This is a genomic window from Oceanisphaera psychrotolerans (assembly GCF_001870485.1).
Classification (GTDB): domain Bacteria; phylum Pseudomonadota; class Gammaproteobacteria; order Enterobacterales; family Aeromonadaceae; genus Oceanimonas; species Oceanimonas psychrotolerans.
Genome location: NZ_MDKE01000036.1, coordinates 1 through 25,208, shown reverse-complemented (window position 1 = coordinate 25,208; position 25,208 = coordinate 1). Strand labels below are relative to the sequence as shown.

At 58.4% G+C, this 25,208-nt stretch carries 22 protein-coding genes, 1 tRNA gene, 3 pseudogenes and 1 riboswitch; of the genes and pseudogenes, 19 read left to right on the top strand and 7 right to left on the bottom strand.

What is annotated here, in order from left to right; genetic code table 11:
• Positions 1-661: 661 nt before the first annotated feature.
• Positions 662-1,152 (bottom strand): annotated as a pseudogene (locus tag BFR47_RS18750) (6,7-dimethyl-8-ribityllumazine synthase).
• A 150-nt stretch (positions 1,153-1,302) separates the two neighbouring features.
• Positions 1,303-1,477: riboswitch (FMN riboswitch) on the bottom strand.
• Positions 1,478-1,553: 76 nt separating this feature from the next.
• A pseudogene (locus BFR47_RS12945) lies at positions 1,554-3,468 on the bottom strand (RecQ family ATP-dependent DNA helicase).
• 158 nt (positions 3,469-3,626) lie between these two features.
• On the opposite strand from BFR47_RS12945, the gene BFR47_RS12940 reads away from it, so the two are divergent.
• Positions 3,627-4,271, top strand: a complete 645-nt coding sequence (locus BFR47_RS12940) for a bifunctional 4-hydroxy-2-oxoglutarate aldolase/2-dehydro-3-deoxy-phosphogluconate aldolase (protein ID WP_071473458.1) — start codon at positions 3,627-3,629, stop codon at positions 4,269-4,271.
• A gap of 55 nt (positions 4,272-4,326) precedes the next feature.
• Here the strand turns inward: BFR47_RS12940 and pyrI are convergent, their stop codons facing one another.
• Complete coding sequence (gene pyrI, locus BFR47_RS12935) at positions 4,327-4,785, bottom strand: aspartate carbamoyltransferase regulatory subunit (RefSeq protein WP_071473457.1); 459 nt, start codon at positions 4,783-4,785, stop codon at positions 4,327-4,329.
• Between the two features lie 5 nt (positions 4,786-4,790).
• Positions 4,791-5,714 (bottom strand): aspartate carbamoyltransferase, encoded by a 924-nt coding sequence (gene pyrB, locus BFR47_RS12930; protein ID WP_071473456.1) that lies wholly within the window; start codon positions 5,712-5,714, stop codon positions 4,791-4,793.
• A gap of 315 nt (positions 5,715-6,029) precedes the next feature.
• Here pyrB and BFR47_RS12925 point away from each other — a divergent pair.
• The 15 genes from BFR47_RS12925 (at position 6,030) to BFR47_RS12865 (ending at position 17,604) form a co-directional block, all read left to right on the top strand.
• Positions 6,030-6,106: transfer RNA gene (locus tag BFR47_RS12925), tRNA-Trp, on the top strand.
• A gap of 54 nt (positions 6,107-6,160) precedes the next feature.
• Positions 6,161-6,538, top strand: a complete 378-nt coding sequence (locus tag BFR47_RS12920) for a DNA polymerase III subunit psi (protein ID WP_071473455.1) — start codon at positions 6,161-6,163, stop codon at positions 6,536-6,538.
• Complete coding sequence (gene rimI, locus BFR47_RS12915) at positions 6,514-6,963, top strand: ribosomal protein S18-alanine N-acetyltransferase (RefSeq protein WP_071473454.1); 450 nt, start codon at positions 6,514-6,516, stop codon at positions 6,961-6,963. The genes BFR47_RS12920 and rimI overlap by 25 nt, the downstream gene beginning before the upstream one ends.
• A 48-nt stretch (positions 6,964-7,011) precedes the next feature.
• On the top strand, positions 7,012-8,019 hold the full coding sequence (locus BFR47_RS12910; RefSeq protein ID WP_071473453.1) for a peptidoglycan DD-metalloendopeptidase family protein: 1,008 nt from the start codon (positions 7,012-7,014) through the stop codon (positions 8,017-8,019).
• Positions 8,020-8,256: 237 nt separating this feature from the next.
• Positions 8,257-9,552 (top strand): NRAMP family divalent metal transporter, encoded by a 1,296-nt coding sequence (locus BFR47_RS12905; RefSeq protein WP_071473452.1) that lies wholly within the window; start codon positions 8,257-8,259, stop codon positions 9,550-9,552.
• Positions 9,553-9,994: 442 nt separating this feature from the next.
• Positions 9,995-11,521: a Re/Si-specific NAD(P)(+) transhydrogenase subunit alpha gene (locus BFR47_RS12900; protein ID WP_071473451.1), complete on the top strand. Its 1,527-nt coding sequence runs from the start codon at positions 9,995-9,997 to the stop codon at positions 11,519-11,521.
• A gap of 4 nt (positions 11,522-11,525) precedes the next feature.
• A complete protein-coding gene (gene pntB / locus BFR47_RS12895; protein ID WP_071473450.1) occupies positions 11,526-12,905 on the top strand; it encodes a Re/Si-specific NAD(P)(+) transhydrogenase subunit beta in 1,380 nt (459 codons plus the stop codon).
• 188 nt (positions 12,906-13,093) lie between these two features.
• Complete coding sequence (locus BFR47_RS12890) at positions 13,094-13,768, top strand: AzlC family ABC transporter permease (protein WP_071473449.1); 675 nt, start codon at positions 13,094-13,096, stop codon at positions 13,766-13,768.
• Entirely contained in the window at positions 13,761-14,090 is a 330-nt protein-coding gene (locus BFR47_RS12885) for a branched-chain amino acid transporter permease (RefSeq protein ID WP_071473448.1), read from the top strand. The genes BFR47_RS12890 and BFR47_RS12885 overlap by 8 nt, the downstream gene beginning before the upstream one ends.
• Before the next feature lie 54 nt (positions 14,091-14,144).
• Positions 14,145-14,603 (top strand): PhnD/SsuA/transferrin family substrate-binding protein, encoded by a 459-nt coding sequence (locus tag BFR47_RS19165; protein ID WP_281245971.1) that lies wholly within the window; start codon positions 14,145-14,147, stop codon positions 14,601-14,603.
• Positions 14,603-15,028, top strand: coding sequence for a PhnD/SsuA/transferrin family substrate-binding protein (locus tag BFR47_RS19160; protein WP_281245970.1), 426 nt, complete (start codon positions 14,603-14,605; stop codon positions 15,026-15,028). Before BFR47_RS19165 ends, BFR47_RS19160 begins: the two co-directional genes overlap by 1 nt.
• Positions 15,028-15,309, top strand: a complete 282-nt coding sequence (locus tag BFR47_RS19460) for an ATP-binding cassette domain-containing protein (protein WP_217645547.1) — start codon at positions 15,028-15,030, stop codon at positions 15,307-15,309. Before BFR47_RS19160 ends, BFR47_RS19460 begins: the two co-directional genes overlap by 1 nt.
• An 8-nt stretch (positions 15,310-15,317) precedes the next feature.
• Positions 15,318-15,698, top strand: coding sequence for an ATP-binding cassette domain-containing protein (locus BFR47_RS19455; RefSeq protein ID WP_217645546.1), 381 nt, complete (start codon positions 15,318-15,320; stop codon positions 15,696-15,698).
• A complete protein-coding gene (locus BFR47_RS12870) occupies positions 15,698-17,182 on the top strand; it encodes a PhnE/PtxC family ABC transporter permease (RefSeq protein ID WP_245748924.1) in 1,485 nt (494 codons plus the stop codon). The genes BFR47_RS19455 and BFR47_RS12870 overlap by 1 nt, the downstream gene beginning before the upstream one ends.
• 113 nt (positions 17,183-17,295) lie before the next feature.
• Positions 17,296-17,604 carry a hypothetical protein gene (locus BFR47_RS12865; RefSeq protein WP_071473447.1) on the top strand — a complete coding sequence of 103 codons (309 nt, stop codon included), beginning with the start codon at positions 17,296-17,298 and terminating at the stop codon, positions 17,602-17,604.
• A 94-nt stretch (positions 17,605-17,698) separates the two neighbouring features.
• On the opposite strand, the gene fabG is transcribed toward BFR47_RS12865, so the two are convergent.
• The 3 genes from fabG to BFR47_RS12850 all read right to left on the bottom strand — a co-directional run bounded on the left by fabG (position 17,699) and on the right by BFR47_RS12850 (position 20,985).
• Positions 17,699-18,451: a 3-oxoacyl-ACP reductase FabG gene (gene fabG / locus BFR47_RS12860; protein WP_083399134.1), complete on the bottom strand. Its 753-nt coding sequence runs from the start codon at positions 18,449-18,451 to the stop codon at positions 17,699-17,701.
• 233 nt (positions 18,452-18,684) lie between these two features.
• Positions 18,685-19,935: a urate hydroxylase PuuD gene (locus BFR47_RS12855; protein ID WP_071473446.1), complete on the bottom strand. Its 1,251-nt coding sequence runs from the start codon at positions 19,933-19,935 to the stop codon at positions 18,685-18,687.
• Between the two features lie 477 nt (positions 19,936-20,412).
• Positions 20,413-20,985 (bottom strand): tRNA-uridine aminocarboxypropyltransferase, encoded by a 573-nt coding sequence (locus BFR47_RS12850; RefSeq protein WP_071473445.1) that lies wholly within the window; start codon positions 20,983-20,985, stop codon positions 20,413-20,415.
• A gap of 220 nt (positions 20,986-21,205) precedes the next feature.
• Here BFR47_RS12850 and prfC point away from each other — a divergent pair, with 220 nt between their 5' ends.
• From prfC to BFR47_RS12835, 3 genes and pseudogenes are all read left to right on the top strand, one after another.
• The gene (gene prfC, locus BFR47_RS12845; protein WP_071473444.1) at positions 21,206-22,795 is read left to right on the top strand and encodes a peptide chain release factor 3; all 1,590 of its coding nucleotides are present in this window, start codon (positions 21,206-21,208) and stop codon (positions 22,793-22,795) included.
• 97 nt (positions 22,796-22,892) lie between these two features.
• The gene (locus tag BFR47_RS12840; RefSeq protein WP_071473443.1) at positions 22,893-23,660 is read left to right on the top strand and encodes a TatD family hydrolase; all 768 of its coding nucleotides are present in this window, start codon (positions 22,893-22,895) and stop codon (positions 23,658-23,660) included.
• A 168-nt stretch (positions 23,661-23,828) separates the two neighbouring features.
• A pseudogene (locus BFR47_RS12835) lies at positions 23,829-25,108 on the top strand (NupC/NupG family nucleoside CNT transporter).
• Positions 25,109-25,208 lie beyond the last annotated feature (100 nt).

The window sequence follows — 25,208 nt, the reverse complement described above, 5'->3', positions numbered from 1 at the left end:
CCGTCCGCTCCGCCATTACATCAAAGCCCTGACCTTACGGTCAGGGCTTTTTGCTTTTCTGCCCTCGCCAAGTTCAGTCTTCTCCACTCTGTCATACCAAACTGACTAATACCAATCTGAATAAAGATCTGATCTTTCTCAAGTCCGAACTCAGAGGCAACACAGCCACCTCCCACGACACGCCATAAACTCATCCCTGAGGGCTCGGAAATGCCATCCGTGGCATTTCACGGTCGCGGGAGGTCGTCTCTGTTGCCTCATCCTGAGCTCCGAGTGGCCAGCAGGCAGTGCCAGCAGGTGACTCTGCAGCATCAAGGAGGGCAAAGGGATCTGCTCAGCCGACCATCCGCACCACGGATGGTGCGGCTGAGCCTCCAAGGATGGATTTACGGCGAGTCGGCGGAGTAGACCCTTTGTCCGAGATGGTCATGACCGTCAAAAAGATCGAATATTTAATGCGATGGGTATAAGTAACCGATCTATTTAGCTGCTCTGTAAAGGCCCCTTTATCCTCCCCTATGATACGGTGTCGCCTGTGGCGTGTCGTGGGAGGCGACTCTGTTTCCTCTGGTATCCAGTTTTAAAATAGATCATATTTAGATTGGTATAAGAATAAAAAAAACGGGCACTTGGCCCGTTTTATCGTGTTTGCAGAATAAATTCAGCTAATGGATTTAGCTTGAGCCGTTAAGCGGATGGCGCCATCGGCGGCATGGGCAAGCTCTTTCCCTTTCTGCACAAAGTGGCGGCTAAAATATTGCTGGTGCTCACCGTGCTCATGAAAGTGATGCGGGGTGAGTATGGCGGTGAGTACCGGCACTTCGGTTTCCAGCTGCACTTGCATTAACCCCGAGCACACAGTCTGCGCCACGAAGTCGTGACGATAAATACCGCCGTCTACCACCAGCCACTGCAGGCAATGGCAGCATAGTGGCCGGTTTTGGCTAACAGCTTGGCTTGCAGCGGAATTTCATAGGCTCCGGGTACGGCAATGACGTCAATTTTATCGACATCATATCCCAGTTCGATAAGCTGACAGCGAAAACCTTCTAGTGCGTTAAGCACAATATCGGCGTGCCATGAGGCGTGAATAAAGGCGATGCGTTGATCGCGAACGTTAAACTCGTTTGTATTCGTTAAGCTCTGATCCATGGGTAACCCTATTATAAAAATCACTGAATCAGGGCGAACGTACAGGCAAGTACAGCATAGGCGAAGTCAGATTCGCGAAAGGCTGTAAGTCTTTGGTCAGTTCAAACTACGCACTTAATGGCGCAGTAAAGCTGTATTAAAGGACATGTCTGACGCTCTCTCACATCCGGACTATCACCGTCGGCTCTGGAATCACACCAGATCTGCTAGACCCTTACTGACTCATTATCTTGGCCAGTAAGGCGCTCGCGGGCTTAATGGTTGGCCTGTTGTGGCTTGTCATTTTACCGCCGGTGGGGAGTTTCACCCCGCCCCGAGAACGAAATCGGTTATACCGATAACGAGAATATAGAGTTTTATGGATGACGAGTAAAGCCTCAAGCCCGATAGACTGGATCTGCCTATGCGAGTTGCTCGAGCGTTGAGCGTATCTCATTAAAGCTGTGTTGTTCTAACCGGGCAAAGCCTGGCTGTTTTTTGGCTTTTAATCGATTAAGCAGCGGAGTGCTGATGCCACATAAAAAGCAGCTCAGGGTGTGCGTGCTCAAGGGGACCTGGCTTTGGCTTTGCAATTGTTGGCACCAAGCTGTAATTGTTCCGCTGTGGGCAAGGGAGGCTTGGCTGGCTTGGGCAGCTCTGCTGTGTTGCCGGCACACGCAGAGCAATGGCCGCACTGCTCTGGTGCCTGATGATCGGCAAAGTAGGCGGCTAGGCGATGGCTCAAGCAGCTATCACTTTCAAAGAAGCCGAGCATTTCCGACAGTCGGCTGATCTCGCTCCGCTCCTTCTGCTGGAACAGAGTATGAAGCCGGGTGGTTTCGGCCTGCAGATCGATGTCTTTTTGCAGCACTCGATAAACCTCGATCATCTGTTTGCTTTCCAGGCTGATCCAGCCTTGCTGATGCAGGTAATCGAGGGCGCCGATCACCCGCTTTCTTTCACCGCCGTCGTGCTGCCAGATGGCATCAAAATCGACCTGACACCAGCTTCTGGCCAGTGGGGAGCCATTGAACACGGCATTGAGAAATGCCTGTCGCTCCGGGTTGAATCGGCTGAGGATATCCTGCGGGATGCGATGAACTTGAAACGATAATCGGCAAAATAGCTGTATTGTGGTTCTATAATGCGATTCAACTCCAGGTAGACCAGCAGGGTCTTCAACGGCAGCAGGCGTATGTTGGTGCTGTTCGACAGTCGCAATGGCATCAGCTCCCACTGGTCGCCAGCGCGTTGCATTTCATGCAGCAAGGATCTGATGGAGTCTGGTTCAGGGGTATCTCCGTAGACGAAGTTTTCCAGTACATTGAGCCCGGCCTGATTGCCGAGCAGGATACAGCGCGATGGCTGGCCATCCCGACCGGCACGGCCTATTTCCTGGCTGTAGTTTTCAATGGATTTGGGCAGATCGTAATGGATCACCCGGCGGATATCGGCCTTGTCCACACCCATGCCAAAGGCGATGGTCGCCACGATGCAGGGGATGGTGCCTGCCATGAATGCCTGCTGCAGCTGACGACGACGATCCTGATCCATGCCCGCATGATACGCCCGGGCCTGAATACCGGCTGCCGCCAGTCGTTCGGCGACCTGTTCGGCGGTGTGCTGCAAGGTCACGTAAACGATGGTGGGCAGGGACGGATCCTCGATCAGTTGTTCGATCAGGACGGGCATTTTTTCTGCTTCGGTAACCGGTATGACCTCAAGATGCAGATTGGGCCGATAAAAGCCGGTAATGACCACATTTTCCCGGGACAAGCCGAACTTCTGCTGCATGTCATCGATCACGTTCGGGGTGGCGGTGGCGGTCAGCAGCAACACCTGTGGGATGTTAAGACTCCGGCAATAGTCAGGTAGCTTGAGGTAGTCGGGGCGGAAGTTATGACCCCACTCGGAAATACAGTGGGCTTCGTCCACCACCAGCAGTGAAATCGGCACCTGGCCGATAAACTGGCGAAAGCGTTCGTTCTTCAGCCGCTCGACCGAAATCATCAATATCCTGATGCGCCCTTCGCGCACATCCTGCATGATCTGACGGCTTTGTTCCCAGCTCTGGGTAGAGTCGATACTGGCGGCGGGGATATTCCTCTGGCGCAGAAAAGCCAGTTGATCCTGCATCAATGCCAGCAGGGGAGAAATGACCAGGGTCAGATGAGGCAACAGCAGTGCGGGCAGCTGATAACAGAGTGACTTGCCTGAGCCGGTAGGAAATATGGCCGCCGCCGATTGCCCGGCCAGCAAGGTGTCGATGACCTGTTGCTGGCCGGGGCGAAGCGAAGAAAAGCCGAAGTGTTGTTGCAGGGTGTCGAGCGGAGTCATGAAGTTAGCGCCTTGGTATACCGGAGTACACAGCTTGGCGTGCAGCAACGGCTTTGGCAACCGGTGAGCCCGTACTTCCTTTCAATAACGCCAGGGCTTATGCTGCTTTGAACCACATCACCATGTTATGCCGAAGGTGAACGCTTAAGGACTGCAATATGACCCCCTTGATTGAACAGATTTCAGCATTGAAGCTGCTGCCGTTGATCACCCTGGACAGGGCCGAAGATATTGTCCCTCTGGGGAAGGTGCTGGTAGACAATGGCCTGCCGATTGCCGAAATTGCCTTTCGTACCGATGCCGCCGCCGAGGCGATTCGGCGGCTGCGAGCCACGCAACCCGATATGCTGATTGGGGCCGGTACCGTACTGACACCGGAGCAGGTCGGGATGGCGAAAGCCGCGGGAGCCGACTTTATCGTCACTCCCGGGTTCAATCCCAATACGGTAAGGGCTTGTCGTGACCTGGATATTCCTGTTATTCCAGGCGTTAACAGCCCCAGCAGCATAGAAGCGGCGCTGGAGATGGGTCTGACCACGCTCAAGTTTTTTCCGGCGGAGGCCTCTGGCGGTGTGAAGATGATCGAGGCGCTTCTGGGGCCGTATTACCAGTTGAAACTGCTCCCAACGGGGGGCATTAATGCCGGTAATATCGGCGATTATCTGGCCATTTCCGGCGTTATTGCCTGCGGTGGCTCCTGGATGGTCAAGCCGTCGCTGATCAGTGCCGGGCGTTGGGATGAGCTGGCCCATTTAATACGGGAGGCGGTGGGGCTGGTTCGGGAACAGGTCGCCGCTGGCTGAGGCTGTAGCCGCTGTGGTGATGGCATGGCGCCCGGCCTTGACCGGGCGCTGTTGTTTATACCGCCATCATGTCCCGATGGAACGATTTCTCGCAGTAGTTGCAGCGAAAGCGTACCTGGTTTTTGACGGCGCGGACCTGAAATTTGCTGGTGACCGGCTCGTTATGGCTGATGCAGTTGGAATTGGGGCAGGAGAACACGGCTTCCACCCGTTCGGGCAGCTGCAGTTGCAGCTTTTCCACCACCTCGAAGTCTTCGATCAGGTTGACGGTGGCATCGGGAGCAAACAGCGCCAGCTGGTTGGCCTGGCTGGCGGACAGCCGGGTGTTTTCCACCTTGATGATGTCCTTGGCGCCCAGCGCCTTGGAAGGCAGGTTCAGGCCCACGGTGATTTTCTCGTGGGTGTCGGCCAGACCGAACAGTTGCAGGATCTTGATGCCCTGGCCGGCAGGAATATGGTCGATGACGGTGCCATTATGGATGGCTTCGACTTGCAGTTGGTTCTTGTTCATCATATCCCTCACAGGCTCTCGTTCAGCACCAGGGCAAGCAGGGCCTGACGGGCATAAACGCCGTTTTCCGCCTGCTCGAAGTAATAGGCATAGGGTGTATCATCTACCTCGGCGGTGATCTCGTCGATGCGGGGCAGCGGATGCAGCACTTTGAGGCTGTCCTTGGCGTTGTCCAGCACCTCCGGCGTCAGCACGTATTTCGAGGCCACGTGCATATATTCGGTGTCGTCGAAACGCTCTTTCTGTACCCGGGTCATGTACAGAATATCCAGTTCGTCCATCACCTCTTCCATGCTGTCGCGGAACTCGAAGTTGATGCCTTTTTCGGTCAGTTCGTCACAGAGGTAATCCGGCATGGCCAGCGCCTGAGGGGCGATAAAGTAGAATTTACAGCCGAACAGACTCAGCGCCTGGGTCAGGGAGTGCACGGTGCGGCCGTACTTGAGGTCACCGACAAAGGCCACCGTCAGCCCCTGCAGAGTGCCCTGGGTTTCGTAGATGGTGAACAGGTCCAGCAGAGTCTGGGTGGGGTGCTGGTTGGAACCGTCACCGGCATTGATCACCGGCACCGAAGAAAACTCGGCGGCCAGCCGGGCCGCCCCTTCCTGCGGATGGCGCATCACAAAGGCGTCACTGTAGGAGCTGATAATCTTCACCGAATCGGCCAGGGTTTCACCTTTCTTGGCCAGCGAGGTGCTGCCGCTGTCCGAAAAGCCGATCACGGAACCACCCAGGCGGTGTACGGCGGTTTCAAACGACAGTCGGGTGCGGGTGGACGCTTCGAAAAAACAGCTGGCCACGACATTATGCTTCAACAGTTCGGGGCGAGGGTGGGTCTTGAGCATCACGGCGGTGTCGATGACCAGTTCAAGCTCGGCACGGGTGAAGTCGGATATGGAGATTACATGCTTTTGATATAGGGGGTTTGCCATCAGCAACGCTCTTTAAGGTGTAAAGTGAAGACCATAAAAAAGCCCCTGAATGGGGCCATTAGAGCTAAATGATTGCAAACGCCGCCGTTTTCATGAAAAACGGCCGTAACATCGGGCAGACGGTAACGGGATAGGACGGTCATCCTGCAACTCCGGGCTATTGCAAACGGTGCAGATTATAGAGAAATGTGCACCCAAAGCAAAATCTGGCGGGGCTAATGTGTAAAATCGGCGAAAAGGTGAACGAACGAACCGAAGCCTGTAAAAAAGCGCTTTACCTTTAAAGGCCGATAGTTATAATTCGCCTCGTATTGCAGGGGCGTAGTTCCAATTGGTAGAACAGCGGTCTCCAAAACCGACGGTTGGGGGTTCGAATCCCTCCGCCCCTGCCAGCTTCTTCTCAAAAAGCCAGCTTAATCGCTGGATTTTTGCGTTATGGAGTATCTATGGCGCTGTTACAATCGCAACTATGGCAATTATTGAAGCTGCCTGTCTGGCACTGTACCCATCCCGAACGGCTGCCTCATGGGCCTGCCCCTGCCGTGGACACGGCAAGGGTGCTGCTGGTGCTTGGATCGGGCCAACGGTTGTCACCTTTGTTGCGTACCGATCTGCTGCAGGCACTGTCGCTGAATGAAACACAGCTGCAGCTGATGGAGGAAAGCGCCTGGCTGGCTGCCGGCATGCCGTCGGCACCGGTGTTGCTGGGGCTGAGTCTGACCGGTGATACCAGCGCGTTCAGCTGGCATGGCGCCCTGCCATTGACCCCCTCTCAAAAACGCGACCTCTGGGGCCGGTTATGCAGCCTTTGTTTCGACCACTGAGTGCCGTCGATCTGGATGCCATGCAGCGGGTCGAGCAGGCGGCCCATGCCCATCCGTGGAGCCGTCGCCTGCTGGCCGACAGTTTTGGCGAGCGTTACTTCACCGGTTCGTTCTGGCTTCGGGAGCAACTGCTCGGTTACTTTATTGCCGATCGTATCCTCGATGAAAGCACCCTGATGAATATCTGTGTGTCACCGGCCTGGCAGGGGCAGGGCCTGGGCCGGCAGTTGATGGAGCAGTACCTGTGCGGTTGTGAACAGCGGGGGCTCACCCGGTTGTGGCTGGAGGTGAGGGCGTCGAATCTGCCCGCTCAGGCGCTATACCATTCCTGCGGTTACGTGGAAAACGGTCGCCGCCGGCACTATTACCAGAGTGCATCCGGCTCCGAGGATGCGGTATTGATGCAGATGTTGGTGCAAAAGTAGTTGGCTTGTTTCTATACTGACAGGTAAACACTCTCGCAAGGATGCACAATGAGAGGCTTATGGATTTGCCTGCTGGGTACTTCACTATTGTGGCCGTGGTCATCACAGGCCGACATCTACCGTTATCGCGATGCCAATGGTGTGGTGCATTACACCGATAATCGTCTGCATACCGTCAAACATTCGAATTCCCGTTGGGATCAGGACGCCGTAAACCGTGATGCAGTACTGGTGCGGGTGGTGGAGAAAAAAGACGGTCACTACTTCTTTGCCCTGAACCGCTTGCCGACCCACACCGAGCTGACCTTTCGCTTCTCCCGCGAGCATAATGTCGCCATTCCCGAACAGATGCAGCAGGTGATCAGCCTGCCTTCGAGGGAGGAAAAGTTTGTCGGCAAACTGACCGCCAAAGAAGCCGGCAGCTGGCGCTACGACTACGGCTTTGCCTACAGCAGCAGCGAACTGCGGCCCGCGGCCAGTGCCCGCAAGGTGCAGAAAATTGCCGGCTCTACACTGGTGCGCGCTTCTACCCCGTACCTGAATCCGTTATCACTTCCCCCTGCTTTATCCGAAACCATAGATCTGGCTTCGCCGGTACTCGGTCGCTATCGGGTTTCCCAGGGCTTTAATGGCGAGTTCAGCCATAACAAGCCGTCCAATCGCTACGCGCTTGATATCGCCCTGCCAATCGGTACTCCGCTGTATGCCACCCGGGACGGGGTGGTGATGGCGGCGGTGGATCACCATGTGGGAGGAGGCTTGCAGGCAAAATATCGGGGCAAAGCCAACCATTTGCGGTTACGTCATGCGGACGGCACCATGACCCTCTATGCCCATCTGCAAACCGGTTCGCTACGGGTGAAAGAAGGCGACAGGGTCAAAGCCGGGCAGCGGGTAGCCGCCTCCGGACATACGGGCTACAGTTCGGGACCCCATCTGCATCTGGCATTACAGGTCGATAATCAGGGGCGCAGGGAGTCTGTTCCTTTTACCCTGCAAGGCAGTTATCCGGTGGCCGGACGTTGGCTGCTGGCCGATGAGTGGGGGGCCGAGTAGCGTGATCTGCTGAAAAAATAAAATGGTGTTATCTGTGGTTTATTTGAATTATTAAAAACGAGATATTGGATGATTGGTTTTTTTAGAAATCATCGTCTGCTTTGTTTTTTGTTTTTGGTTTTTTATATTGATTGAGGCCACAGTAAAAAGGATAAATCAGTTGATTTATCCTTTTTACTGTGGCCTTTTACCTTCCTTTTTCACCAGTAAATCAAAGTAAAAAGGCAGGAAAACAAGATGTTAGAGTCAGTCGGCCCGGTAGAAGGTGCTCCACGCAGCATAAGCCACTATATGCGAGTATTGGGGCCGGGGATTCTGGTTGCCGCCGCCGCCATCGGTGGCTCTCACCTGGTGGCCTCGACCCAGGCCGGCGCCATTTATGGCTGGCAGCTGGTGGGGCTTATCATTCTGGTCAACCTGCTGAAATACCCTTTCTTCCAGATCGGCGCCCGTTACACCATGGCGGCGGATGAAACGCTGATCCAGGGGTACGATCGTATCGGCCGGGGTTACCTCTATCTGTTCACGGTGCTGAACATCTTTGCTTCGGTCGTCAGTGCCGCCGGGGTGGCCATGCTGTGCGGCAGCATACTCGGGCTGTTTATCGGCGACAGTTTGAACGTGACCCAGCTCAGCATGATTGTACTGGCGGGTTCGCTGGCATTTTTGATTACCGGCCATTACAACACCCTGGACAAGGTAACCAAGTGGATCATCGTCGGCCTGGCCATTACCACCGTGACCGCCGCCTTTATCGCCCTCAACAAGGGCGGCGTGGCGCCCCCCGATTTTGTGTCGCCCAGCCCCTGGAATCTGGCCTCGGTCGGTTTTCTGGTGGCCCTGATGGGCTGGATGCCGGCCCCGATCGAGCTGTCTTCCTGGAACAGTGTCTGGTTGCGCCAGAAGAAAAAAGCCCTGGGAGGGAAGCTGGATTACAAGGACGCCCTGATCGATTTCAACGTCGGTTACGTGACCTCTCTCTTGCTGGCTCTGGTCTTTGTGGCGCTGGGCACGCTGGTGCTGCACGGTAGCGGCGAGCCTCTGGCTACCTCCGGTATTGCCTTTGCACATCAGCTGGTGAATGTTTATGCCAGCGTGATGGGAGAGTGGAGCCGCTGGCTGATTGCGCTGATTGCCTTCCTGTGCATGTTTTCCACCACGGTAACGGTATTCGATGGTTACAGCCGGGCGCTGAGCGAGTGTTTCGTGCAGTTCGGCCAACGGCAAGGCAGTGAGCCCACCGGCAATGGTAGCCGTTACACCTATCCGTTGATGGTGGTGATGGGCATAGTGGCTGCCTTTATCATCATGTTCTTCAAAGGGGCGCTGATGGCGATGCTGGAATTCGCCATGATCTCCGCCTTTCTCAGCGCCCTGGTCTTTGCCTGGCTGAATTACCGGCTGATGACGTTGCCGCAGGTACCGGAGCAGTACCGTCTGGGAAGGGGTATGGTCGTACTGAGCTGGGTGGGGATCCTGTTTTTTGCCGGTTTCAATCTGTTGTTCGGCTACTGGTATCTGTTTGTTAAATAAAACCGGAACAGGGGCGTTTTGCCCCTGTTGGTTTTCCAGCGGTGATTTTTGTGATCCCGTTCGCTAAAGCCCCGATATGCAGGCGATCAAACGATGGTATTTTAGAGATTGAAAGTCACGGCCTATTAAGCCTCGAGGAAAGATCAATTTATCTTTTTAATAAAGGGGCAGTATAGTGCTACCGGGGTTGTCTTTATTTTTGTTATCTCCTTATCTTGTCACGCTTTTTGGCGATAAATATCGAGATATCGATATTGTTGGCATTAAAAAATATCAATGCGTCGTTTTGGTATAACCGGATAAGTCATCCCCTGACTGGACAGTGTTATTCAGGCTGAAGTAATCAATGGCAAGGCTGCCTGGTGGTTGAAGGAACAGCTTGCTCAACATCGGAAATGTCGCGACATCGCGGTGCGATATCAACATTAAACAGGGATTTATTATGTTAATCGGGATTCCAAGGGAAACGCTTGGCGGCGAGACGCGGGTGGCGGCGACCCCCAAGTCGGTCGAACAGCTGCGTAAACTGGGTTTTGACGTCTGTGTCGAGCAGGGAGCGGGTCTGAAAGCCAGCTTCGACGATGCCGCCTATCAGGCGGTCGGCGCTACTCTGGCCAGCGCAGACGATGTCTGGCAGGCCGGCCTCATCTACAAGGTGAATGCTCCTACTGCCGAAGAAGTGGAAAAACTGGTGGCCGGCACCACGCTGGTGAGCTTTATCTGGCCGGCGCAGAACCCCGAGCTGGTCGAGCAGCTCAAGAACAAGGGCGTCACGGTGATGGCGATGGATATGGTGCCGCGGATCTCCCGTGCCCAGTCCCTCGACGCCCTGTCTTCCATGGCCAACATCGCCGGCTATCGTGCCGTGGTGGAAGCCGCCCATGAATTCGGCCGTTTCTTTACCGGTCAGATCACCGCCGCCGGCAAGGTACCGCCCGCCAAGGTGCTGGTGATTGGTGCCGGTGTGGCCGGTCTGGCCGCCATCGGTGCCGCCGGCTCACTGGGCGCCATCGTACGCGCCTTCGATACCCGCCCCGAAGTAAAAGAGCAGATCAACTCCATGGGCGCCGAATTCCTGGAGCTGGACTACGAAGAAGAATCCGATTCTTCCGACGGTTATGCCAAGGAAATGAGCAAGGCCTTTATCGATGCCGAAATGGCGTTGTTCATGGCCCAGGCCAAGGAAGTGGATATCATCATCACCACCGCCCTGATCCCGGGCAAGCCGGCTCCCAAGCTGATCACCGCCGAAATGGTCGCCAACATGAACCCCGGTTCGGTGGTTGTCGATCTGGCAGCACAGAATGGCGGTAACTGCGAGCTGACCAAGCCGGGCGAGCTGTTCGTTTCCGATAACGGCGTCAAGATCATCGGCTATACCGATCTGAACGGCCGTCTGCCGACCCAGTCTTCCACCCTCTATGCCAACAACCTGGTCAACCTGGCCAAGCTGCTGTGCAAGGAAAAAGACGGCAATATCAAGGTCGACTTCGACGACGTGGTACTGCGCAACATGACGGTGGTACAGGATGGTGAAGTGACCTTCCCGCCGCCGGCCATCAGCGTCTCTGCCGCGCCCAAGGCGGCCGCCAAGCCCCAGGCCGCGGCCGAGCCTCATGCCAAGGAGCCGAGCAAGCTCAAGTATTATCTGGGCGGTGCCGGTCTGGTGCTGTTCGGCTGGCTGGCCACCGCGGCGCCGGTCGAGTTTCTGTCCCATTTCACCGTGTTCGTGCTGGCCTGTATCGTGGGCTACTACGTGATCTGGAACGTGTCCCATTCGCTGCACACGCCGCTGATGTCGGTCACCAATGCCATCTCCGGCATTATCGTGGTCGGGGCCCTGTCCCAGGTGGGAGCCGGTGGTTTTGTCACCTTCCTCGCCTTTATCGCCGTATTGATCGCCTCGATCAACGTCTTTGGCGGTTTTACCGTCACCCATCGTATGCTCAAGATGTTTAGAAGGGGCTAATTGAATGTCACAAGGACTTGTTACTGCATCTTATATCGTGGCCGCCGTGCTCTTCATCATGAGTCTGGCGGGACTGTCCAAGCAGGAGTCGGCCAAAGCCGGTAACTGGTTTGGCGTTGCCGGCATGACCATCGCGCTGCTGGCCACCATCTTCAACCCGGAAGTGACCGGCCTGGGCTGGATCCTGCTGGCGATGATCATCGGTGGTGCCATCGGCGTGCGTTTCGCGCTCAAGGTGGAAATGACCGAAATGCCGGAGCTGATCGCCGTGCTGCACAGCTTCGTGGGTCTGGCCGCCGTGTTCGTGGGTTATAACACCTACATCGACCATGGCGATATGTCCGGCGCCATCCTCAACATCCACAATACCGAAGTCTTCCTCGGCGTGTTTATCGGTGCCGTGACCTGCACCGGCTCGGTGGTGGCCTTCGGCAAGCTGCGTGGCCTGATCTCCTCCAAGCCGCTGACCCTGCCGCATCGCCACAAGCTGAACCTGGCGGCACTGGTGGTGTCTGCGCTGCTGCTGATCTGGTTCGTGCAGGTAGAAGGTTCCACCTTCGCCCTGCTGGTGATGACCCTGATTGCCCTGGCCTTCGGCTGGCATCTGGTGGCCAGCATCGGCGGTGCCGACATGCCGGTGGTTATCTCCATGCTCAACTCCTACTCGGGCTGGGCGGCAGCGGCGGCGGGCTTCATGCTGTCCAACGACCTGCTGATTGTCACCGGTGCGCTGGTGGGTTCAAGTGGTGCCATCCTGTCCTACATCATGTGCAAGGCGATGAACCGCTCTTTCATTTCCGTGATTGCCGGTGGCTTCGGCACCGATGGCGCCAGTGCGTCCAGCGGTGAAGAAGAAGACGGTGAATACACCGAAGTGAACGCCGAAGATGTGGCCGAGATGCTGAAGAACTCCAGCTCGGTGATCATCACTCCCGGTTACGGCATGGCAGTGGCCCAGGCCCAGTATCCGGTAGCGGAGCTGGTGTCCAAGCTGCGTGCGGCCGGCGTCAAGGTGCGTTTCGGTATCCACCCGGTGGCGGGTCGTCTGCCCGGTCACATGAACGTACTGCTGGCGGAAGCCAAGGTGCCCTACGATGTGGTGCTGGAAATGGACGAGATCAACGATGATTTCGACGATACCGATACCGTTCTGGTGATCGGTGCCAACGACACCGTCAACCCGGCCGCATCCGAAGATCCGGCCAGCCCCATCGCCGGCATGCCGGTACTGGAAGTGTGGAAGGCCCAGCAGGTGGTGGTGTTCAAGCGTTCCATGAACACCGGCTACGCCGGGGTACAGAACCCGCTGTTCTTCCGCGAAAACAGCGTCATGCTGTTCGGCGACGCCAAAGACAGCGTGGACAACATTCTGAAAGCGCTGTAATCCGTTTCATACGGTGACAAAGGGAGCTTCGGCTCCCTTTTTGTTTGTCCGCGGCACCGATTCGAGCCGCGTTATCTGCCCGGCCAGGTGCGACTCTGGCCAAGCTGCTGCCAATTTGATTTTTTCCTCGATAAGTCTCTGTTAATCTGCCTGTTTATCAGTTTTTAAATCTGGATAAAACAATCACAATGAACACTTGGCGCGGCGTGCTGCCGCTTACCCTGCCGGTGATGATGGGCTATCTGCCCCTGGGCGCCGTGTTTGGCGTCTTGTGGATGAATGCGGGGCTCAGCTGGTACTGGGCGCCCTTGATGAGCGTTATCGTCTACGCCGGCGCCCTGCAATATCTGGCGGTGGGCATGCTGACGGCGGGTATTGGCTGGATCGACCTGGCGGTGGCCTCCCTGCTGGTCAATTTTCGTCACCTGTTTTACGGCCTGTCGCTCTATCATCTGCTGCCGAGAGGCATCATTGGCCGCCAGTATTTTATTTTCGGCATCACCGACGAAACCTATTCCCTGCTCAGTGCCTCCGGTCAGGTCAACAACAGCAAGACCGCGCTGCTGGTGGTGTTGTTCAACCAGAGCTACTGGGTGCTGGGCACCCTGGTCGGTATCTTGCTGGCGCGGGGGTTGCCGCCGGGGCTGCAGGGGCTGGACTTTGCCCTGACCGCGCTCTTTACCGTGCTGGCGGTGGAACAAATCCGCGCCAAAAAAGACTGGCAAGCCGTGGCGCTGGGGCTGGCGGCCGCGGCGGTGGCGGGCATCTGGGTCGGTGAGTACTTCCTGCTGGCCGCGTCGGTGATGCTGGTGCTGGTATTACTGGCCTGGCCCGAGCAAAAAATGGAGGCGGCCCATGAGTGAGCTGGATTATCTGCTGGCGGCGCTGATCATGGCCGGGGTTACCTTCGGGCTACGCGCCTTTCCCTTCGTGGCTCGTGGTTTTATCGCCCATCATCGCCGGATCCAGATCCTGGGACGACGGTTGCCGGTGGCGATGATGGTGTTGCTTACCCTTTACGCCATGGGCGTGCATCACTGGAACAGCCCCGCCGATGGCGGTGCCCAGATGATGGCGGTGGCCGTGGTGGCGGTATTGCAATTGTGGCGTCGGCAGGCGCTGCTCAGCATTCTGACGGGCACCCTGGTGTATATGGCCCTGATGAACGGCTGGCTCGGGTTCTGATCCGGGCCCGTCATCGGGTATAATACGCGCCCTGCAATTCTGGACCCGTGAACCATGACCCTTTCTATCTCTTTTCGTGCCCGGCTGCTTGGCCTGGCGACCCTGTGTCTGAGCGCCGTGATACCGGCCCAGGCCGCGCCTTTCGTGTTTACCGCCATACCCGATCAGGACGAGCGCCACCTTACCGAGCGTTTCGGCAAGATAGCCGACTACCTGACCGACAAGCTGGGGGTGGAAGTGCAATACATACCGGTGAAGAGCTATCCGGCGGCGGTGAGCGCCTTTCGGAACGATCAGGTGCAATTGGCCTGGTTCGGCGGCCTGACCGGCGTGCAGGCCCGCGAGCTGGTGCCGGGCAGCGAAGCCATCGCCCAGGGGGTGGAAGACACCGCCTTCGTCAGTTATCTCATCGCCCATCACAGCACCGGTCTGAGTGAAAGTGACCAATTACCCGCGGAGCTTGCCGGCAAGCGTTTTACCTTCGGCGACAAGGGCTCCACTTCCGGCCGCTGATGCCCGAGTTCTTCCTGCGGCAGCACTACGGTCAGGCGCCGGAGCAGTTGTTCTCTCGCGTGGGCTTTTCCGGCGATCATAACCGTACCATCAGCCTGGTGCAGTCCGGCGCCTTCGAGCTGGGAGCGGTCAACTACGCGGTGTGGGAGGCGGAACAGGCCAAGGGCAACATCGACGAGAGCAAGGTTCGGGTCATCTGGGCCAGCCCGGAATATCCCGACTACCAGTGGAGCATTCGGGGTGATGTGAATGCTCGCTTCGGTGCCGGCTTCAAGGAGAAGGTGCAGCAGGCGTTGCTGGAGATGACCGATCCGGCCTTGCTGGCGGCCTTTCCCCGTTCCGGCTTCGTCGCAGCCAGCAACGATGACTATGCGCCCATTCGCGACACCGCCGTGGCCATCGGCATCATGGATCCCGCCCGGTAATGAGCATTGAGGCCAGCCTGTTTCGGTTTCAGCAGGAGTCCCTGGGGTATGCGGGCAGCCCGGTGCTGCGCGAGCTGACCCTCGAGCTGCGTCGGGGCGAAAGGGTGGCCCTGCTGGGCGAGTCTGGTACCGGCAAGAGCACCTTGCTGCGCCGGCTGCGCGAGCTGCGCCCGGCCGAGGTGGCCTGGTGTCCGCAGCAACCGGGGCTGGTGCCCATGTTGTCGGCCTTTCACAACATCTACATGGGGCGCTCGAACGCCATCCATTCTGGTACAACCTGATCAACCTGGTGCGGCCGCTGGCCGGACCCCGGGCCGATATTGCCGAACTGGCGGACAGCCTGGGGCTCGGCGGTCAGTTGTGGCGTGCCGCCGAAGGACTGTCGGGCGGACAGCAGAGCCGGGTTAGCCTGGGCCGGGCCCTGTATCAGCAAAAGCCGGTTTTTATCGGTGACGAGCCGGTGTCGGCATTGGACGAGCGTCAGGCCGACGAGCTGCTGCGGCTGCTGTGTCGGCGCCACGAAACGGTGGTGCTGGCGCTGCATAACGTTGAGCAGGCACTCACTCACTGCACCCGGGTGGTGGGGTTGCGCGAGGGGCGGGTGGTGCTGGATGCGGCCACCGATACACTGACCGCGGCTCAGTTGCGCACCCTGTACCAGAATCACTGATGGCCGAAGCTCACCCCCGGCCCGCGCGTGCCATGGTGCACGGCAGCCTGCTGTTTGTGCTGCTGGCGCTGTTGTGTCTGCCCTGGGCCGATCTGTCCGTCACCGCCGTCGAGCCCTGGCGCGAGCTGGCCCGTCTTGCCGGTGGCCTGTTCGCACCGACACTGCCCGACCCGGGCACCCTGGTGTCCGCCGTGGCCAATACCCTGGCCTTTGCGTTGCAGGGGGTTGCGCTGGGCGCCGTGCTGGGGCTGTTGCTGGCGGCCGGCTATCGCCATGGTGGCATTCGTCGGCTGGCGGCGGGACTGCGGGCGGTGCACGAGCTGTTCTGGGCACTGCTGTTCATTCAGCTGCTGGGGCTGTCGACCCTGGCCGGGGTGCTGGCCATCGCGCTGCCCTATGCGGGGACCTTCGCCAAGATCTACGGCGAGCTGTTCGAAGAGGCGGATCCGGCTCCGGAGCAGGCGCTGCCAGCCGGGGTAAGCTGGCTGTCGCGGCTGTTGTATCTGCAACTGCCGCTGTGCTGGCGGCAGATGGCCACCTATACCGGCTACCGGCTGGAGTGCGGCATTCGCAGCTCGGCGGTGCTGGGTTTTATCGGCCTGCCGACCCTGGGCTATCACCTGGAATCCCTGCTGCGCCAGGGCTACTACGACGAGGCATCGAGCTTCTTCTATGCCCTGGTGTTGATCATCGCCACCCTCAAATGGTGGCTCAGGCCGAGGTTGCTGGCGCTGTATCTGCTGGCGTCCCTGTGGTGGCTGCCCCCGCTGGCCAGCTTTAACTGGGCGCTGATGGGGCGCTTCTTCACCGAAGATGTGGTGCCGGCGCCCTTGCGTCTCGGCGACTGGGCCGGGCTCTGGCCCTGGTTACAGGGGCTCTGGGTGCAGCAAATCGGCCCCGGTCTGTTCAATACCCTGGTGCTGGCGCTGCTCTCGTTGGTGGTCATGGCCTGGCTTGCGCTGCTGTGGTTTCCGGCCATTTCACGGCACTTCGGCAACCGCCTGACCCGTGCCGGCAGCCACGGCTGGCTGGTGCTGATGCGATCCCTGCCGGAATACCTGCTGGCCTTTATCGGCATGCTGCTGCTCGGCCCCGGCATGCTGCCTGCCATTGTTGCGCTCAGCCTGCATAATGGCGCCATCATCGCCCACCTGCTCGGGCATCACCTCAATACCCTGGTGTTGCGTGAAGACGCACCCGGAGGACTGAATCTGTACTGTTTTGAGGTGTTGCCCCGCTTGTACCGGGCCTTCATGGCCTACAGCCTGTATCGGTTCGAAAATCTGATCCGGGAAACCGCGATTCTGGGCATGCTCGGCATTCCCACCCTGGGCTTTTTCATCGACTCGGCGTTCAGCGAGTTCCGCTTCGACCGGGCCATGGTACTGCTGCTGGTGTGCGCCGGGCTCAATATGCTGGTGGACTCACTGGCCCGACGGCTGCGGCGGCGCCTGCACCTGAACAACCGGGCCGAAATGCTGTGAAGGCCCGGAAATTTTTCTTGTGCTTTGTTTTTTCAAGTTATATATCTGTGCATCAATCATGGGAGCCAGCCTGAATGGCTCCACTCGGTACAGCAACGATAAGGTGGTAAAGGATGAACAACATATTGAAATCAGGCGTACTTGGTGTGATGGCGTTGCTGGCCGTGGGCTGTGCAGGAACACCGACCACCGGAGAGAAAATGCTGTCTCACAGCGAGACGGCGGAAGACATCGGCAAGATGTGGAATCAGGGCAACGAGCTGGTACTCAAAGGCGAAAAACTGGAGGCCAAGGGTGAGAGCCAGGTCGAGGACGGTAAAGACAACATCAAGAAGGGGCAGCGCATGATCAAGAAAGGTCAGCGGCTGATGGAGAAAAGCGAAGCGGAGTACCGCGAGCGTTTTCCCGACGAATCCCTGTAACCCGACGCAATCGCGAGATGCTCGCTGAGCACCTTGTGGTAACCCAACGCAGCGGCCCCTGGCCGCTGTTTGCATTCATGGGCCTGAAAGCCGGCTACAGTACCAGACCACCGTCTATTTTCAGTACCTGACCGGTGATGTAGCGGGCCCGGTCGCTGGCCAGGAACAGTACCCCCTCGGCGATATCCTGCGGCTCGCCCAGCGCACCCAGTGGAATGCGGGCACACATTTTGGCGAGCACCTTCTCCGGCACCGCCTGGGTCATTTCGGTATTGATGAAGCCGGGCGCGATACAGTTGGCGCGGATCTGGGCGCCACCATGAACGAATTCCCTGGCCCAGCCTTTGGTCATGCTGATGATGCCCCCCTTGCTGGCCGCATAGTTGCTCTGACCGATATTGCCGTCGGTGCCCACCACGGACGAGATGCTGACGATGCTGCCTTTGGCCTGCAGTTTCATCAGCGGCAGCATGGCCTGGGTCATCATGAATACGCCCTTGAGGTTGACGTCCAGCACCATATCCCAGTCGGACTCGGTCATCTTGTCGAGCAGGGCGTCACGAGTAATGCCGGCGTTATTCACCAGCACATCGACCCGGCCATGTTCTGCCATGATGCGGCCGCTCAGGGTGCTGAGCCCGGCGGGATCGCACACATCCAGAGTCACGGCGGTGATGTTGTCGTAGTTGTCGATCCAGTCTTTGGCCGGCGCCATGTTGATGTCGCAGGCATAGACCCGGGTGGCGCCGGCCCGGGCCAGCGTTTCGCTGATGGCCCGGCCCAGGCCGCGGGCGGCCCCGGTCACGACACAGATGTTGTCTTGCATATCATTGGCTGGGGTATTCATGATCGAGTGACCTTTTGTCGGAGGAAGGGGACCTTGGGGAATCCAAGGCTCTACGTCAGAATTTTAGTCTTTATTTTGCGCTGCATTGTTGAATTTACCTTAATTAACCCATAAAAAATAAATGTTTTAATTTTTTTATGTTGCTTTGCAGTATTGAGGGGTAAGGAGAGGAATTAAAAAAGGCCCGCAGGTTGCGGGCCTTCTGAGGTTAGCGGAGAGCTGAATGGGTGGGTTTACTGGCCATTCCAGGCGGCAACCAGGGCGCGTTCTTCGTCGGTCATGCCGGTCATGTTGCCCAGCGGCATGTATTGGCTGGCAACAACCTGTTTGACGTGGTCGGCCTGCAGTTTCAGCTGATTTTCCGAGTCCAGTACCACCCCCAGAGGCGCGGCGGCGAAGCCGGGCTGGGTCGGGTTAACCGCGTGGCACTGTACGCAGCGATGTTCCATGATGGTCAGAACCTGAGCCGTGGTGACCTCGTTGGCTGCCTGCCCGGTGTCGGCGGTCACGTTGCCGCTTTGAGACTGGGTCGCAGGGGCCGGCACCGTCTTGGGAGCGCTGGGGGCGCCGAACCATACGGCGATCAGGATCAGCGCCACACCGGCGATGGGATAGCCGGGACGGATGTGTCCGGCATGCATCAGCACGAAGTACTGACGGATCAGGGCGCCCGCAAAGATGAACAGGGTCATGATCACCCAGGATTGCGGGTGGGTGTAGGTGAAGGAGTAGTGGTTGCTCAGCATCAGCAATACCACCGGCAGGGTGAAGTAGGTGTTGTGTACCGAACGCTGCTTGCCACGCTTGCCGTCAAGCGGGTTTGGAGTTTCACCGGCCTTCATGGCCGCGACCATGCGGCGCTGCCCGGGAATGATCCAGAAAAACACGTTGGCGGACATGGCGGTTGCCATCACGGCGCCGGTCAGCAGAAAGGCGGCCCGGCCCGAGAAGATGTGGGTGCTCAGGTAGGCAACCACCACCATCATCAGGGCCACGGCGATACTCAACACACCGTCACGTTCCATATTGGGGCTGATGCGCTTGCACAGCTCGTTGTATACCACCCAGCCCAGCAGCAGGAAGGCGAGGGCGGCCACGTTTGCCTGCCAGCCCGTCATGTTGGCGGCCCACTCCCAGGGGCTGTTGGCGTTAACCAGGTAGAAGCTGGGCTTGGTCAGATACAGCAGGGCGAACAGACCAAAACCGGACAGCCAGGTGGTGTAAGACTTCCAGAATGACCAGTGCAGGTCTGCAGGTAGCTCTTCCGGGCTGGTGGCGTATTTCTGGTTATGGTAGAAACCGCCACCGTGTACCGCCCACATTTCACCAAATACGCCTTTTTCCTTGCAGGCTTCGGCTTTGGGTGGTTTCAGGCCGTTATCGAGCATAACGAAATAGATGGACTCACCCACCCATGCAATAGCGGCGATGACGTGCAGCCATCTCAGCAACAAGTTACCAAATTCCAGCAGATACGCTTCCATGGTCTTACCTTCTCTGTTTCATATTTTTAGTTGGGACCCTAGCGCATCGAAACAGATGCCCAGCTTGCGTTGAGCCGGGAGCTGAGACCACATGCGCTGCCTTTTAGCTCGAGATTGTATACCTTTTAAAATCTCAAATGTTGACAATTTACATGTGGATTTTTTTCAATTATATGACGAATGTCAATGTTATTTAACAGTTAAGTCATCTTAATACCATTGTAAATCCTGGTCTCGCATTGCTATTTAAAATAAAATCAATAAATATCAATTGGTTGCTGAAATTTCTAGAAAGGGGGTTCCGGAGGGACGGATTGGCCGAAAAATGTTCATCTGAAGCCGGGTCGCATCATGATGGTAAATGCTGCGACCGCCCGAGCAGAAGAACTCGGGGTAAATGTATCGGAGGTCATCAGCACTTGCATTATATCCTGTCTACAGCGGCGAAGGCGTCCGATGACGTGCCGCCATGACCGCTTAGCTCCCGGCGGCCCGGTGAACCTGGAACTGCGCCACCCTGGCCCGCAGCAGCCGGTGCAGCGGCGCCGGGGTAAATCCGGGATCCAGTCGGTCCAGCACATGGGCCAGGCTTTCCAGCGTCGACAATGCCTGGCCGCCGGGCCCCTTGCGAATGGCGTAATCGCTGGCCGGCGCCCGGCTGAAACTGAGAGTCGGCAGCCGCCTCAGCCAGGGGTTGAGGTGCAGCAACCGGCGGGTCTTGCGCCAGGTGCCGTCCAGCACCACCAGGCCGCCGATATCTCCGGTCGGCAGCGTGACCCCGGCTGCATCAATATCCAGCGCCTGCTCATCCGGGTACAGCAGCCACCAGCGCCCGCGGGCGGGGGAAGGAAGGGGATCCAGATGTTCGGCTACTTCGATCCGGATGCCGGGCAATGCCAGCTGCAGCAATGGCACCGTGCTTTTGGCGTGTTTCGCTTCCAGCGGATGCTGCAGTATCAGTACCGGAAAGGGGCAGGGCTGGGGCGAAACATGGGTGCACAGGCAAACGCCTTGGGGCAGGTGGCAGGCATGGCAGTAAGATCGGGACATGATACGGCGGGCTTCATGGATGCAAAAACGCATGATAACGACAAGCCGCCCCGGGATGAAGCCCGGTGGAAAAATTGTCTGTTCAGGCACGCAGAGTGTAACTGCCGATTGAGGATCCGGCGCGGATCGGGGACAATAGCCGCCGTTTTATCTGTCGCTCATCGAGTGAGGCGCCGATCACTGCCCCTCGCTCCTTCATCAAAGTAGAAGATCGCCGACCATGTCATCACCGCAATTCCAGCAGGAAGTCGCCAAGCGCCGTACTTTTGCCATTATTTCGCACCCGGATGCGGGTAAGACCACCATCACCGAGAAGGTGTTGTTGCACGGGCGTGCCATTCAGACCGCCGGTACCGTCAAGGGCCGTGGCTCCAACCAGCATGCCAAGTCCGACTGGATGGAAATGGAAAAGGAGCGGGGCATCTCGGTCACCACCTCGGTGATGCAGTTCCCGTACAACGACTGCCTGATCAACCTGCTCGACACCCCGGGTCACGAAGACTTCTCGGAAGATACCTACCGCACCCTGACCGCGGTGGATTCCTGCCTGATGGTGATTGATGCGGCCAAGGGCGTGGAAGACCGCACCCGCAAGCTGATGGAAGTGACCCGGTTGCGCGATACCCCCATCGTGACCTTCATGAACAAGCTTGACCGCGACATTCGCGATCCCATGGAGCTGCTCGACGAAGTCGAAACCGAGCTGAACATCATGTGCGCGCCCATCACCTGGCCCATCGGCAGCGGCAAGCTGTTCAAGGGCGTCTATCACCTGCAGCGGGACGAAACCCTGCTCTACAAGTCGGGTCAGGGCCATACCATTCAGGAAGTGCGGGTGGTGAAGGGGCTGGACAACCCGGCGCTGGACGAGGCGGTGGGCGACGATCTGGCCGGCCAGCTGCGCGAAGAGCTGGAGCTGGTGATGGGCGCCTCCAACGAGTTCGACAACGAGCTGTTTCTCGCCGGCGAGCTGACGCCGGTGTTCTTCGGTACCGCCCTGGGTAACTTCGGCGTGGATCATGTACTGGATGGTCTCAGCACCTGGGCGCCGGCGCCGATGCCGCGTGCAACCCATGACCGCGAGGTGACCGCGAGCGAAGAGAAGTTCTCCGGTTTCGTGTTCAAGATCCAGGCCAACATGGATCCCCGCCACCGGGATCGCATCGCCTTCATGCGTATCGTGTCCGGCAAATACAGCCAGGGCATGAAGATGAAGCACGTGCGTCTGGGCAAGACGGTCAGTATTTCCGATGCGGTGACCTTCATGGCCGGCGACCGGGAGCGGGCGGAAGAAGCCTTCGCCGGCGATATCATCGGCCTGCACAACCACGGCACCATCCAGATTGGCGATACCTTCACCCAGGGCGAAGACCTCAAGTTTTCCGGTATTCCCAACTTCGCCCCCGAGCTGTTCCGCCGCATCCGGCTGCGGGACCCGCTCAAGCAGAAGCAGCTGCTCAAGGGGCTGGTGCAGCTGTCGGAAGAGGGCGCGGTGCAGGTGTTCCGTCCGCTCGACAACAACGACCTGATCGTCGGCGCCGTGGGTGTGCTGCAGTTCGACGTGGTGGTGGCGCGACTGAAATCCGAATACAACGTGGATGCCCTGTACGAGGCGGTGAACGTCTCCACCGCCCGCTGGGTGTATGGCGACAATGCCAAGAAGCTGGACGAGTTCCAGCGCAAGATGTCGCAAAATCTGGCGCTGGACGGTGGTGACAACCTCACCTACATCGCGCCGACCATGGTCAACCTGAACCTGACCCAGGAACGTTACCCGGACATTCAGTTCAGCAAGACTCGCGAGCACTGATCCCGCGGCACCGATAACAGCCCCGGCCCTGGCGCCGGGGCTTTTTTATTTCTGCGTGGCGGTTAAGCTGAACCTAAACAGACTCGGAAATCGATCCATGACGCTCACCGACAGCCATTGCCATTTCGACTTTGCCGCCTTCGATGACGACCGGCCTGGCCACTGGCGCCGGGCCCGGGCACTGGGCGTGCACCGGCTGGTGATCCCGGGGGTGGAGGAGGCCCGCTGGCCGGCGCTGCCGGGGCTGTGCGCTTCGCTGCCCGGTGTTTACTACGCGCTGGGGCTGCATCCCTGGTGGGTCGCCAGGGCTGCTGCCGGCTGGCAGAAAAAACTGGCGCTGGCACTCGACGATGCAGATGAGCGCTGCGTGGCGCTGGGCGAGATGGGGCTGGATGGAAATATCGCCCTGACGGCGGCCGAGCAGGAGGCGGCGCTGAACGCTCAGCTCCGTCTGGCCCGGGAGCGATCGTTGCCGGTGATACTGCACAGTCATAAAACCCACGATCAACTGCTGAAATGGCTGCGTCGCACCCCGCCGGTGGGGGGCGTGGTGCACGGTTTTTCCGGCTCACTGCAGCAGGCCGAGGCGTTCTGGAAACTGGGCATTCACCTCGGCGTCGGCGGCACCATCACCTACCCCAGAGCCAGGAAAACCCGAGCCACCCTCGCCGCCATGCCGGTGGAGGCGCTGGTGCTGGAAACCGATGCCCCGGACATGCCGCTGTGCGGCTTTCAGGGCCAGCCCAATCATCCGGCGCGCCTGCCACAGGTACTGAGCGCCCTGGCCGACGTGCGCGGGCAGGACCAGACCGCGCTGGCCGTGCAACTCGAACACAACGTGTCCCGGCTGTTTGGCTGGTCTTGAAGCCCGGTCAGGTGTTTCGCTCCGAAACCCATCATTTCATTGGCTTTTTTATCGGTTTTTACCATCGATTGCCTGTTCTTAACCCGATGAATTCGTCTAAGCTAACCCTGACGACAAGAACTGTCGGGTTGAGGTGGTTTGCCTTGGCCGCCACGCAAAGGGTGATATATGACCTTGATCATGAGTCTGGTAGGGATGCTGGCACTGGTGCTGATTGCCATCCTGTTTTCGAGTAATCGCGCCGCCATCCGGTTACGCACCGTGGGCGGCGCCTTCGCCCTGCAGGCCGGGCTGGGCGCCCTGGTGCTGTATGTACCGGTAGGCAAGGAGATGCTGCAGTCCTTGTCGGCCGGGGTGAGCCAGGTGATTGGCTATGCCAACGACGGCATGGACTTCATGTTTGGTGGCCTGGTCGGGGAGGCGGCGTTTGCCAGCGGCCTGGGCTTTATTTTTGCACTGCGGGTACTGCCGGTGATTGTCTTTTTCTCTTCACTGATTGCGGTGCTTTACTATCTGGGCATCATGCAGTGGGTGATCCGGCTGCTGGGCGGAGCACTGCAGGCGTTGCTGGGCACCTCGCGCACCGAGTCGCTGTCGCTACCGCCAATATCTTCGTGGGCCAGACCGAGGCCCCGCTGGTGGTGCGCCCCTTCATCGCCAACATGACCAGCTCGGAACTGTTTGCGGTCATGTGTGGCGGCCTGGCCTCGGTGGCCGGCTCGGTGCTGGCCGGTTATGCCGCCATCGGGGTGCCCATGGAATACCTGATTGCCGCCTCCTTCATGGCGGCGCCCGGTGGCCTGTTGTTCGCCAAGCTGATCATGCCCGAAACCGAAAGGGTCGATATCGATGAATTCGAGACTGCTGATGAAGCAGCGGCCGCGGATCGGCCGGTCAATATCATCGATGCCGCCGCCAGCGGGGCCAGCGCCGGCATGCAGCTGGCGCTGAACGTGGGCGCCATGCTGCTCGCCTTTATCGGCCTCATCGCCCTGCTCAACGGCATGCTGGGCGGAGTCGGGCACTGGATAGGCATGGATAACCTGAGTCTGGAGCTGTTGCTCGGCTGGCTGTTTTCTCCACTGGCTTTTCTGCTCGGGGTACCCTGGGAAGAAGCCACCATTGCCGGTTCTTTTATCGGTCAGAAGCTGGTGGTCAACGAATTCGTCGCCTACATCAACTTCGCGCCTTACCTCAGCAATGAACTGCTGGTAGAGGGCACCGGACAGGCGATGTCCGAGCACACCAAGGCCATTATCTCCTTTGCCCTGTGCGGCTTTGCCAACCTGGCTTCCGTTGCTATTCTGCTGGGGGGACTGGGGGGCATGGCACCCAATCGCCGCCACGAGATCGCCCGCCTCGGCCTCAAGGCGGTGCTGGCCGGCACCCTGTCCAACCTGATGTCTGCCACCATCGCCGGGTTTTTCCTGTCGCTGGCAAGCATGTAACGGGCTGGCAGAGGTAACACAGCCGCCACCCACAACACGCCATGGACCCATATATGGACACCTCGCTTTTCGCAAGTGAGGTTTCCGTGTTTTTGGCTAT